12 protein-coding genes are annotated in these 12,097 nt (G+C 66.6%); 6 read left to right on the top strand and 6 right to left on the bottom strand.

Annotated elements, in window-relative coordinates; genetic code table 11:
* Positions 1-22 precede the first annotated feature (22 nt).
* From AU192_RS06470 to AU192_RS06460, 3 genes are all read left to right on the top strand, one after another.
* Positions 23-445 carry a DUF4307 domain-containing protein gene (locus AU192_RS06470; RefSeq protein ID WP_064394953.1) on the top strand — a complete coding sequence of 141 codons (423 nt, stop codon included), beginning with the start codon at positions 23-25 and terminating at the stop codon, positions 443-445.
* A 246-nt stretch (positions 446-691) separates the two neighbouring features.
* Positions 692-1,186, top strand: a complete 495-nt coding sequence (gene greA / locus AU192_RS06465; RefSeq protein ID WP_064394952.1) for a transcription elongation factor GreA — start codon at positions 692-694, stop codon at positions 1,184-1,186.
* Positions 1,187-1,247: 61 nt separating this feature from the next.
* Entirely contained in the window at positions 1,248-1,910 is a 663-nt protein-coding gene (locus AU192_RS06460; RefSeq protein ID WP_064394951.1) for a GOLPH3/VPS74 family protein, read from the top strand.
* Positions 1,911-1,913: 3 nt separating this feature from the next.
* Here the strand turns inward: AU192_RS06460 and AU192_RS06455 are convergent, their stop codons facing one another.
* Positions 1,914-3,077 carry a cystathionine gamma-synthase gene (locus tag AU192_RS06455; RefSeq protein WP_064394950.1) on the bottom strand — a complete coding sequence of 388 codons (1,164 nt, stop codon included), beginning with the start codon at positions 3,075-3,077 and terminating at the stop codon, positions 1,914-1,916.
* Between the two features lie 54 nt (positions 3,078-3,131).
* Here AU192_RS06455 and AU192_RS06450 point away from each other — a divergent pair, with 54 nt between their 5' ends.
* Positions 3,132-4,304 carry an acyl-CoA dehydrogenase family protein gene (locus AU192_RS06450; protein ID WP_120275463.1) on the top strand — a complete coding sequence of 391 codons (1,173 nt, stop codon included), beginning with the start codon at positions 3,132-3,134 and terminating at the stop codon, positions 4,302-4,304.
* A 4-nt stretch (positions 4,305-4,308) separates the two neighbouring features.
* Here AU192_RS06450 and AU192_RS06445 read toward each other — a convergent pair whose 3' ends face one another.
* The 4 genes from AU192_RS06445 to AU192_RS06430 form a co-directional block, all read right to left on the bottom strand.
* Entirely contained in the window at positions 4,309-5,292 is a 984-nt protein-coding gene (locus AU192_RS06445; RefSeq protein ID WP_064394949.1) for a YciC family protein, read from the bottom strand.
* Positions 5,289-5,912, bottom strand: a complete 624-nt coding sequence (locus AU192_RS06440; RefSeq protein WP_064394948.1) for an RDD family protein — start codon at positions 5,910-5,912, stop codon at positions 5,289-5,291. Before AU192_RS06440 ends, AU192_RS06445 begins: the two co-directional genes overlap by 4 nt.
* 189 nt (positions 5,913-6,101) lie before the next feature.
* Entirely contained in the window at positions 6,102-7,502 is a 1,401-nt protein-coding gene (locus AU192_RS06435) for a cystathionine beta-synthase (protein WP_064394947.1), read from the bottom strand.
* Positions 7,503-7,543: 41 nt separating this feature from the next.
* Positions 7,544-8,605, bottom strand: coding sequence for an alpha/beta hydrolase (locus AU192_RS06430; protein WP_064394946.1), 1,062 nt, complete (start codon positions 8,603-8,605; stop codon positions 7,544-7,546).
* A gap of 206 nt (positions 8,606-8,811) precedes the next feature.
* On the opposite strand from AU192_RS06430, the gene AU192_RS06425 reads away from it, so the two are divergent.
* Both AU192_RS06425 and AU192_RS06420 read left to right on the top strand, forming a co-directional pair.
* Entirely contained in the window at positions 8,812-9,774 is a 963-nt protein-coding gene (locus AU192_RS06425; protein WP_064394945.1) for an SGNH/GDSL hydrolase family protein, read from the top strand.
* Between the two features lie 34 nt (positions 9,775-9,808).
* Positions 9,809-11,026, top strand: a complete 1,218-nt coding sequence (locus AU192_RS06420; RefSeq protein ID WP_064394998.1) for an acetyl-CoA C-acetyltransferase — start codon at positions 9,809-9,811, stop codon at positions 11,024-11,026.
* Positions 11,027-11,081: 55 nt separating this feature from the next.
* On the opposite strand, the gene AU192_RS06415 is transcribed toward AU192_RS06420, so the two are convergent.
* Entirely contained in the window at positions 11,082-11,939 is an 858-nt protein-coding gene (locus AU192_RS06415) for a Bax inhibitor-1/YccA family protein (protein WP_064394944.1), read from the bottom strand.
* Between the last annotated feature and the right edge of the window lie 158 nt (positions 11,940-12,097).

Genomic DNA, 12,097 nt, shown 5'->3' with positions numbered 1-12,097 from the left:
ACCGACGGGCATAGAAAACCAGATGATCGAGCGCCCCGCCGCACGCTACGGCCGCCAGCGGCCGTCCGGTAACCGCCGCCGTTGGCTCGCCGTCGCGTTCACGTTGCTCGCGCTGGCGGTGGGGGTGACGGTCGCAGTGCTGGCGTTCGGACGGTTCGAGGGCGAGCCCGTGACGGGTGAGCTGGGCGCCTACGAACTGGTCGACGATGAGACGGTGTCGGTGACGATCAGCGTCACCCGTGAGGACCCGTCCCGGCCGGTCGTCTGCATCGTGCGGGCCCGCTCCATCGACGGCGCCGAGACGGGCCGTCGGGAGGTGCTGGTCCCGCCGGCCTCGCAACAGACGGTGCAAGTGACCGCACCGGTCAAAGCGACCCGCCAGCCCGTGATCGGCGATATTTACGGGTGCGGCACCGACGTGCCGTCGTATCTGGTGGCCCCTTGAAATCACGCTGATTCGTCGGTCCGGCAAACGGCGAACTGCGAATTCGTGAAATCCGGTTGGCCCGTCGGTGCTACCATGGTCGGGTACACGGTTCCTGCTGGAGCCGTGTATTGCTGCATTTGGTGCTGTGCTTGAGCACGCGAACCGCGGCAATACACGTCAAGCCCCGGCGCCGTACCACGAGACGTCTTACGCGAGAAAAGCGCGAGCACGCCGCAAGACCCAGAAGGACAGGAGCGCGACGATATGACCGATACGCAGGTCACCTGGCTTACCCAGGAGGCATTCGACCGGTTGAAGGCGGAGCTCGACCAGCTGATCGCCAACCGGCCCGTCATCGCCGCCGAGATCAACGACCGCCGCGAAGAGGGTGACCTCCGCGAGAACGGCGGCTACCACGCCGCCCGCGAGGAGCAGGGCCAGCAGGAGGCCCGGATCCGTCAGCTGCAGGAACTGCTCAACAGCGCCAAGGTCGGCGAGGCGCCCAAGCAGTCGGGCGTCGCGCTGCCCGGCTCGGTGGTCAAGGTGCAGTACGGCGACGACGAGAGCGACACCGAGACCTTCCTGATCGCCACCCGCCAAGAGGGCATCAGCGACGGCAAGCTCGAGGTGTACTCGCCGAAGTCCCCGCTGGGCGAGGCGCTCCTCGACGCGAAGGTCGGCGACGTGCGCACCTACACGGTGCCCAGCGGCAGCACGGTCAAGGTGAAGCTGCTCGAGGCAGAGCCGTATCACGCCTGACGGCCCAGCCCACCCCCAGCCGAATTCGAGTCGCGGACCGGATGCGGTTTAGCATCCGCTCATGGCGCAGATCGCCGAGGACCTTTTCCTGCTGCTGCTCGACAACGCTTCGGCGCAACCGGTTCTCGACCGTCCGCGCCGGGAGCGGGTGTTGGCCGCCGCGGTGCTGCTCGACCTGGCCCTGGCCTGCCGAATCCGCCCGTCGGTCGACGGTGACCCGGTCGAACCGGGCCGCCTGATCGCGTTGTCGGTGGCCGGCGCGACGGACCCGGTCGCAGAACCGGCGTTTTCGCTGTTGCAGCGCCGGCCGTTGCGGCCCCGATCGGCGGTCAAGCGGCTGGCCAAGCACACCGAAAGCAACGTCATCGGCCATCTGGAGCGAACTGGTCAGATCCGACGTATCCCTCTGCCGGACAAGCGGTTCGGACACGAGTTCGCATGGCCGCTGACCAACCGAGATCGCGTCGGTCACGCGCGCTCGGCGCTGTTGTCGGCGCTGTTCGATCGCAGGCCGCCGGGCCCGACCACGGCCGCGATCATCACGCTGCTGCACGCGATCGACGGTCTGGGCGCGCTGCTCAGCCTCAATGACCGGGGATGGCGGTGGGTGCATGCCCGCGCCGGCGAGATCGCGCTGGGCAGCTGGGTCGAAGAGTCACCGACGGCGCTGCCCGAGATGAACCTCGCGGTCACGGCCTCGGCGCTGCGCCCAGCGCTGTCCTAGCCGCTAGCTCAGCGCCTGCTCGAGGTCGGCCAGCAGATCCGCGACGTCCTCGATACCGACCGACAGCCGCACCAAATCCTCGGGGACCTCCAGTTGGGAACCGGCGGTCGACGCGTGGGTCATGGCGCCGGGGTGCTCGATCAGCGATTCGACGCCGCCCAACGACTCGGCGAGAATGAAGACCTCTGTGCGGGAACACAGTTGGCGTGCGGCCTCCGCTCCCCCGCGCAGTCGCACGGAGATCATGCCCCCGAAGCCGGTCATCTGCCTGGCCGCGACCTCGTGGCCCGGATGCGTGGGCAGCCCCGGGTAGAGCACGGCTTCGATCGCGGGATGTCCCTCGAGGAACTCGGCGATGACGGCCGCGTTGTCGCTGTGCCGCTGCATGCGGATCACCAGTGTCTTCAGACCGCGAAGCGTGAGGTAGGCGTCGAACGGGCTGGGCACCCCGCCCGCACCGTTCTGCAGGAAGGCGAACGCGGCGTCGAGTTCCTCGTCGTTGGTCAGCAGCGCGCCGCCCACCACGTCGGAGTGCCCCCCGATGTACTTGGTAGTGGAGTGCAACACGACGTCGGCGCCCAGCAGCAGCGGCTGCTGCAGCGCGGGTGAGGCGAAGGTGTTGTCTACCAACACTTTCACATTCGACGTCGCCGCGATCTGCGCGATCGCGCTGATGTCGGCGATCGACAGCAGCGGGTTGGTCGGCGTCTCCACCAGGATCATCCGGGTGTTCGGCGTGATAGCCGCGCGCACCGCGTCCAGATCGGCGAGCGCCACGGCGGTGTAGTCGATGCCCCACTTGGTGAACACCTTGTCGATCAACCGGAACGTCCCGCCGTAAGCGTCGTCGGGCATCACCACATGGTCACCGGGGCGCAGAACCGCCCGCAACGCGCAATCCGTCGCCGCCATGCCCGAGGAGAACGCCCGCCCGAAGGCCGCCGCCTCCACCGCCGCAAGGGAGACCTCGAGCGCCGCCCGGGTGGGGTTGCCGGTTCTGGCGTATTCGTAGCCTCCGCGCAGCCCGCCGACGCCGTCCTGCGCGAACGTCGAGCTGGCGTAGATCGGCGCGTTGACGGCACCGGTGGTCAGATCGGGTCGGACGGCGTGGATGGCCTTCGTAGACAGGCCCTGCGCCGAAAGGCCCTGCGTTTCGTTCTTCGACATCACCGCTCAGCCTAGCCACGACTGTGGCGCATGCCGACCGGGTAGACATGTCCCATGAATTCTGCGACCCGCCTCGACGACATGCTCGAGCTGGATTCCCTGCTCTCACCCGAGGACATCGAGCTGCGCCAGACCGTGCGCCGGTTCGGCGAACAGCGGCTGCGGCCGTTCATCGCCGAGTGGTTCGAAACCGGTCAGGTGCCGGTTCGCGAACTGGCCGCCGAGTTCGGCAAGCTCGGGCTTCTGGGCATGCACCTCAAGGGTTACGGCTGCGGCGGATCGACCGCGACGGCCTACGGCCTGGTGTGCCAGGAACTCGAGGCGGTGGACAGCGGGCTGCGCAGCCTGGTCTCGGTGCAGGGCTCGCTGGCGATGTTCGCGATCCACCGCTGGGGCAGCGAGGAGCAGCGCAATCGTTGGCTGCCCGCGATGGCCACCGGTGAGGCCATCGGGTGTTTCGGGCTGACCGAACCCGACTTCGGCTCCAATCCGGGCGGGATGCGCACGACCGCCAAGCGGGACGGATCGGATTGGATCCTGCGCGGTTCGAAGATGTGGATCACCAACGGGTCGGTTGCCGATGTGGCGGTCGTGTGGGCCCGAACCGACGACGGGATAGCCGGATTTCTGGTGCCCGCCGGAACGCCGGGATTCTCCGCGACCGACATGACACACAAGCTGTCGCTGCGGGCCTCGGTCACCTCGGAATTACACCTCGACGACGTCCGGTTGCCGGCCGACGCGAAGCTTCCCGACGCCCGGGGACTGTCCGGGCCGCTCAGCTGCCTGTCGGAGGCCCGGTTCGGCATTGTGTTCGGCAGTGTCGGCGCCGCCAGGGACTGCCTGCAGAGCGCGCTGGACTACGTCGGCACACGGGAGGTGTTCGACAAACCGCTGGCGGGCTACCAGCTGACTCAAGCCAAAATCGCTGATATGGCAGTCGAACTCGGCAAAGCTCAACTTCTCGCCCTTCACCTCGGCAAGCTCAAGGACGAGGGCAAGATCAAGCCCGAGCAGGTCAGCCTCGGCAAGCTGAACAATGTCCGCGAGGCCATCCAGATCGCCCGTCAGTGTCGAACCCTGTTGGGCGCCAACGGGATCACCCTGGAGTATCCGGTCATCCGGCACGCCAACAACCTGGAGTCGGTGCTGACGTACGAGGGCACCTCGGAGGTGCATCAGTTGGTCATCGGTGAGGCGCTGACCGGCGTCAGCGCCTTCCGATGATCGGTTACTGCTGCGGAGTGACCTGAGGCGGCGGACCGGGCGGTAATGGCTGCGGGTTGAGGTCGGCGACCTGACCCCCGCTGAGCTTGCGATAGGCGTACACCTCGATGAGCGCGACCAGCGGAAGCGCGACGAGCAGACCCACGCCGCAGAGCAACGCCCCAACGACCGTGATGGCGAAGACAGCCAGCAATGTCAGCAGCACCTGACCGAAGTTGTTCTTCGCGATGTCGAAGCTCGTCTTGATCGCGTCGATCGGCGAGAGGTTGCGGTCCAGCAGGGCGATCACGGTGAACATCGTGAAGATGGCCACGATGAATCCTGGGAGGACGCACAGCGCAAAGCCGATCGAGGTCAACAGCCCGACGATCACGCCCGCGATGATGACCGCGCCGACGTTACGCGGCTTGAAGAACGAACCGATCGTCACCGGCTGACCGTCGGCGATGGCCAACATGCCGTTGTAGTAGGCAGATTGGATGATTCCGCCGACGACCAGCGCCACAATCCAGCCGAGGATGGTGATCGCGATACTGGCGGGCCCGGAGACGCTGTAGGAGAAGGAGAATCCGTCGCCGTCCGACGAGTAGCTCGTCGACTCCGGGTCCACCACGGCCGATAGCGCGCTGAACAAGGCTTGCACCGCGAAGACGATGATCCCGTATACCAGCGTCGGAACGATCAACGCGGCGGCGTTGGAGGTGAATTTGCCCCACGCCCACGAGAACGCCTCTCCGACGCTATACCGCTGAGCGCCAGGGTATCCCGGCCCGCCCGGTGGCGGATAGCCACCTGCAGGCGGGTAACCGCCCTGCCCCGGTGGCGGATATCCGGCCCCTGGCGGCGGATACCCGCCCGGCGACGGAGGAGGTGGGTAACCCCCAGGCGGGGGCGGTGGCGGGTAGCCCCCGGCCGGGGGCGGTGGCGGATAACCACCGGGAGGTGGCGGAGGGTTGTTTCCCGGCGGAGGAGGCGGTTGATCAGTCATGTGACCTTCCCGGTTGACGACAATGGTAAGCAGACGGTGCTGATGAGTTTATCCGCAATGGTCTGCCGTTTGGCGTCCCACAGCGGGAACAGATAACCGATATAACAGATCGCGGCGTCGATGGTATGCGCCAGTTGCCGCAGGACAGACATACCGAAACCGATTGGCTGCCCGGTCTTTTCACTGACCACCTTGAAGTTCTGCAGCGACTTGCCGATGCTGGAGCCGGTGGTGCCCTGTCGGTAGCCGTAATTCCAGATCACGTATGCCAGAACGAGAATCGGAGCGATGAAGGAAGCCGACGCCTGTCCCAGCATCGACGGCTCCATCACGCAGATCTCACGCATGTCGGCGTCTGAATACTCTGTCACACAGGTGGTTTCCTGCGTTGCGAGTAACACGGCCCAGCCGATGCCGAGGATGAGGAACGTGGGAATGTTATCGATCAGCCAGGCCAACACGCGGGTGAACCAGGGCGTGTAAGCCTCTCTCGGTAGTGCTTGAACCGGTTGCGCTGGAGGTGGATACCTGGTCGCCATTTGCGGTGGCGGAGTGCCGTCGCCCTGCGAACCGTCGGGTGAAGACGGACCGCGTGCCGGAGGCGGCGGTTCATCGTTCATGGACGGCTCCAGTCAATGGCTTAGCTGGGTTCAAGCGTGCCTAATCTACCCGAGAAGCGGCTTTGTGCAGGGTTTTCTGTGCGAAACACACCGCCGCTACCAAAAGTCAGCAACTCTGCGGCAGACACCGCTTCGCCAGACCCTGTCGGGCTGTTTGCCAGGCGTCGACGGCCCGATGACGGTGAGACGCTAGCGAACCCGGCGCTTGCTTCCGTCGGACAGGAAACCGAGCAGGTCGTGGCGGGTCAGCACGCCGACGGGCTTACCCTCCTCGACCACCATCACAGCGTCGCACTCGCGAAGTTCTTTCGCTGCGGCGCTGACAAGTTCGCCGGCGCCGATCAGCGGCATCGGCGGGCTCATGTGCTCGGCCACCGCATCGGCGAGCTTGGCCCGTCCCTCGAACACGGCGGAGAGCAGTTCGCGTTCGGACACGCTGCCCGCGACCTCCCCGGCCATCACCGGCGGTTCGGCGCCGACGACGGGCATCTGTGAGACGCCGTATTCGCGCAGGATCCCGATGGCGTCGCGGACGGTCTCCGACGGGTGCGTATGCACGAGGTCGGGCAACGCCCCCGACTTGCCGCGCAGCACTTCGCCGACCGTGGACTCCTCCACCGACCCGTCCATCCGGCTACGCAAAAAGCCGTACGACGACATCCAGTCGTCGTTGAAAACCTTTGCGAGATAACCTCTTCCGCCGTCGGGCAACAGCACGACGACCAGCGCGTCGGGGCCGGCCTGTTCGGCCACCTTGTTGGCGGCCACCACTGCCATACCGCATGACCCGCCGACGAGCAGCGCCTCTTCGCGCGCAAGCCTGCGCGTCATCTCGAACGAATCGGCATCCGAAACCGCGATGATCTCGTCGGGCACCGCGGGGTCGTAGGCCTTGGGCCAGAAGTCCTCGCCCACGCCCTCCACCAGATACGGCCGTCCCGAGCCACCGGAGTACACCGAACCCTCCGGATCGGCGCCGATGACCCGCACCTTGCCGTCGGACACTTCCTTCAGGTAGCGACCGGCGCCGGTGATGGTGCCCCCGGTGCCCACACCCGCCACAAAATGCGTGACCTTGCCGTCGGTGTCGGCCCAGATCTCCGGTCCGGTGGTCTCGTAATGCGACTCGGGCCCCATCGGGTTGGAGTACTGGTCCGGCTTCCACGCGCCGTCGATCTCTCCGACCAGCCGGTCGGAGACGCTGTAGTAGCTGTCGGGATGATCGGGTGGCACCGCGGTCGGACACACCACCACGTCGGCGCCGTATGCGCGCAGCACGTTGCGCTTGTCCTCGCCGACCTTGTCAGGGCAGACGAAGATGCACTTGTAACCCCGCTGCTGGGCGATCAGCGCCAGCCCCACCCCCGTGTTCCCCGACGTCGGTTCGACGATCGTGCCGCCGGGCTTGAGCTCCCCGCTGGCCTCGGCAGCGTCGATCATCTTGATCGCGATGCGGTCCTTCGAGCTGCCGCCGGGGTTGAGGTACTCGATCTTGGCCGCGACCATGCCCGCCCCCGGCGGTACAACAGAGTTCAGCTGCACCAGGGGGGTATTGCCGATGAGCTCACTGACGTGCCGGGCGATCCGCATGACTCCATCGTGTCAGGCGACTCCCGCCGTCACCAGGTCGGCTACCAGGTGGCCTCGCGGATGTATTCGCCGATCTGGCGCAACGAGCGTTTCGCCTCGGGCACGATCGGCGCCGCGATCTGGAACACGTGCATCTGCCCTGGCCAGACGCGGACTTCGACCGGCACACCGGCCGCAGCCAGGCGCCGCGCGGCCTTGCGCGCATCGCTCACCAGTACCTCGGAGCCCGAGACGTGGATCAGCGTGCGGGGCAGGCCGGGTTCGATGTGGTCGAGCGGCTCGTAGACCTCTTCGGGCTTGCCATCCTTGCGCCCATGCCGCGCCGCATCCTCGATCAGGTCGACGAGCGCGTGGAATGCCCGCGGCGGGAACATCGCGTCGGTACGGATGTTCGGGTGGTTGGCCCGCGCCTCGTTGTCGATCTCGAAAAGGGGCGACATCGTCACCATCGCGGCAGGCACCTCACCCTCGAGGCCTTCGCGCTGCAGGCGTTCGGCCAGGGCCAGCGCCAAGTAGCCGCCCGCGGAGTCGCCGGCCAGAACGATCTGGTCGGGCTCATAGCCGTGCAGGCGCAGCCACTGGTAGGCGTCGTAGCAGTCGTCGATCGCCATGCCGACGGAGTGTTTCGGGATCATCCGGTAGTTGACGACCAGCACCGGACAATCGGCGTAGCCCGACAGCGCCTGCACCAGGCGGCCGTGCGAGTTGACACCGCAGGTCAGGAATGCGCCGCCGTGCAAGTAGAGGATGACGCCGCGTTTGCCGTCCGCGGGCAGCACACCAGGCGCCCTGACGAGTTGCGCAGTGCATTTCGGCAAAGAGATCGTGGCCCGCACGGTGCCAGGCGCAGGCCGCGAGATGCGCGAGACGAAGTCGACAAGACCCCACGGCCACGGCAGCTTCGGCGCATAGCTGCCGATAGCTAGCGTGGGCCGAACAGTTAGCAGGGCCGCGAGCGATGCAAGCCGACCGCCGAGGCTCGGGCCGTCTTCGACGACCTCTACCGGCGCTCCGTCGCTGACTGGAAACTTGCGCGGTTTACGCGCGTGAACAGGTGATACTCCTGGCCGGCGAACATGGCCAACCTTGCTTGGTGCGGTCATTACAACCACCCCCTCCGACGTTTCAAGCCGCCGTGGTGTCGAGCACGCCTAATTTTCTGGACGTGACTCGCATCTTAGCTTGACACCTTATGTTCGTTTCAACAATCAGCGAGTCATATTCGATACCGGAGTTGATACCGCAATGTGACCCCTTAACGCTTCTCGCCACGCGGATAGCCCCGGAAAAGCCTCTTAAACTTGCCGACGTGGGCACACCACGACGGACGAGCACCATCGCCTTTGCAGCCGCGGCCACGCTCGGCTCGGTCGGTTCGGCCTATATCGGGGCGCGCAACCTGCTGATCGGGCAGGCCGATCAGGCTCGTCGCGTCATTCCGCATGCGTGGGACATCCCGCCCCGCGCCGACGGCGTCTACGCACCTGGCGGCGGTCCCGTCGAGCGCTGGCGCCGTGACGTGCCGTTCGACCTGCACCTGATGGTCTTCGGCGACTCCACCGCAACCGGTTACGGCGCCACCTCCGCCGAGGAGGTGCCCGGAGTCCTGCTCGCGAGGGGTCTGGCCGAGGTCTCCGGTAAGCGGATCCGGCTGAGCACCAAGGCGATCGTCGGGGCGACGTCGAAGGGACTGTCGGGCCAGATCGACGCGATGTTCGTCGCGGGCCCACCGCCCGACGCCGCGGTGATCATGATCGGCGCCAACGACATCACCCGGCCGAACGGCATCCGACCGTCGGCGCGCCGACTGGGAAGGGCGGTGCGTCGGTTGCGGGCCGCTGGCGCCGTCGTGGTGGTGGGCACCTGCCCTGATTTCGGCGTCATCACCGCGATACCGCAGCCCCTGCGCGCGGTGACACGCAGCCGCGGCCTTCAGCTGGCCCGGGTTCAGACGGCTGCGGTGCGAGCCGAGGGCGGGGTTCCCGTGCCGCTGGCCGACCTGCTGGCGCCGCACTTTCGGTCCACCCCCGACGTGTTGTTCTCCCCCGACATGTTCCACCCGTCGGGCGCCGGTTATGCGCTGGCAGCCAACCAACTGCTGCCTGCGCTGTGTAATGCGTTGAGCGACTGGCTCGGTGGCGCGGCGCCGGAGTTACCGTGGCGGACGCGCTCGGGTGAGGGCTTCGCGCTGCTGGCCCGGGTGGGCGGATTCAGCAGGCTGTGGCGGCGGTCGACCGGGGTCCCCGCACCCATCGTGGCGTCGGCGAGCTAGGTTCTCCTCATAGCCGTCAATGCGAGGAGACACCATGCCTGAAGCCGTCATTGTCGCGACCGCGCGGTCGCCGATCGGCCGCGCCGCCAAGGGTTCACTGGTCGACATCCGTCCCGACGACCTGGCCGCGCAGATGGTGCGCGCGGCGCTGGACAAAGTGCCCGCACTGGATCCGCGGGAAATCGACGACCTGATCATGGGCTGCGGCCAGCCCGCAGGCGAGGCCGGATTCAACGTCGGCAGGGCGGTGGCCGTGCAGCTCGGCTACGACTTCCTGCCGGGCACGACGGTGAACCGCTACTGCTCGTCGTCGCTGCAGACCACGCGCATGGCGTTCCACGCGATCAAGGCCGGCGAGGGACATGCGTTCATTTCGGCTGGCGTGGAGACGGTTTCGCGGTTCCCGAAGGGTACGGCGGACGGTTGGCCCGACAGCAAGAACCCGTTGTTCGCCGACGCGATGAGCCGCTCGGATCAGGCGGCCGCCGGTGCCGAGGAGTGGCACGACCCGCGCGAGGACGGCTTGCTGCCGGACGTCTACATCGCGATGGGCCAGACCGCCGAAAACGTCGCGCTGTACACCGGCATCAGCCGCGAGGACCAGGACCACTGGGGTGTTCGGTCGCAGAACCGCGCCGAGGAGGCCATCAAGAACGGCTTCTTCGAGCGCGAGATCGTCCCGGTGACGCTGCCTGACGGAACCGTCGTCTCCACCGATGATGGTCCTCGGGCCGGGACCACCTACGAGAAGATCAGCCAACTCAAGCCGGTGTTCCGGCCGAACGGCACCGTGACCGCCGGCAACGCCTGCCCACTCAACGACGGCGCCGCCGCGTTGATCGTCATGTCGGACACCAAGGCTCGCGAGCTGGGTCTGACGCCGCTGGCGCGTGTGGTGTCGACGGGAGTGAGCGGGCTGTCGCCGGAGATCATGGGTCTCGGCCCGATCGAGGCGACGAAGAAGGCGCTGGCCAACGCCGGCATGTCGATCGGCGATATCGACCTCTACGAGATCAATGAGGCCTTCGCGGTGCAGGTGCTCGGCTCGGCGCGCGAACTGGGCATGGACGAGGACAAGCTCAACGTCTCGGGTGGTGCGATCGCACTGGGCCATCCGTTCGGCATGACCGGCGCGCGGATCACCGCGACACTGCTGAACAACCTGACGACCCACGACAAGACGTTCGGCCTCGAGACGATGTGTGTCGGCGGCGGCCAGGGCATGGCGATGGTGATCGAGCGGCTGTCCTAATCCGCGAAAACGAAAAGGCCCGGCACATTTCGTGCCGGGCCTTCTCGTCGAGCTGCTAATCGCTTTGGAAGTACGACAGCAGTCGCAGGATCTCGATGTACAGCCAGACCAGCGTGACGGTCAGGCCGAGCGCAACGCCCCACGCCGCCTTCTCCGGTGCACCCGCGCGGATCATCTGATCGGCCGAATCGAAGTCGATCAGGAAGCTGAACGCGGCCAGGCCGATGCAGACCAGCGAGAAGATGATCGCGATCGGACCACCGGCGCGCAGGCCCATGCCCTCGCCGCCGCCGACACCGAACATCGCCAGCACCAGGTTGCCGAGCATGAGCACCAGGACACCGAACAGGCCGGCGACGATCATGCGGGTGAACTTCGGGGTGACGCGGATGGCGCCGGTCTTGTAGACGACGAGCATGCCGAAGAACACGCCGAACGTGGCGAGCACCGCCTGGGTGATCAGCGCGCCCGCGCTGCCGCCCGCGATCTCGACGCTCCTACCGAACACCCACGAGATGGCGCCCAGGAAAAGGCCCTCCAGGCCCGCGTAGCTCAAGACGATCGCGGGGTTGTCCTGCTTGCGACCGAAGGTGGCCACCAGGACCAACACCAGGCCGCCGATCGCGCCGACCATCGCCAGCGGAAGGGCAACAGCCGGGTTCACCGCCGCCAGGAAGTAGGTGACGACTGCGACGGCCGCCAACACCGCCAGCGTGACGCCGGTCTTGGTGACGACATCGTCGATGGTCATCGGGCGGGCAACGCCGGCCTGGCGCTGCTCCGGGTACTGCGTCACATAGGGGTCGGCGTGAACCGCCTGCGTACCGTAGCCGGCGGCCCCGGTACCGAACTGCGCATATCCGCCCTGCGACTTTGGCAGGGATCGAAATACGGGGTTGCTGGATTCCCGCACCGTGGGTTCCTCTCCTGATGATGTCGATCGTCAATCGGCGAACACAGCGTCAACGAATCATGTCCCTGGTCGGTTCCCGGCCGCGCCGATCACTTTCCCAGCTGGTTCACAAGAAACCCTACCCAAAGCGTTCGCAGGTCGGGCAACGTTCTACATTG

This window comes from Mycobacterium lehmannii (assembly GCF_001499925.1).
Classification (GTDB): domain Bacteria; phylum Actinomycetota; class Actinomycetes; order Mycobacteriales; family Mycobacteriaceae; genus Mycobacterium; species Mycobacterium lehmannii.
This window is presented reverse-complemented; position numbering and strand designations above follow the sequence as displayed.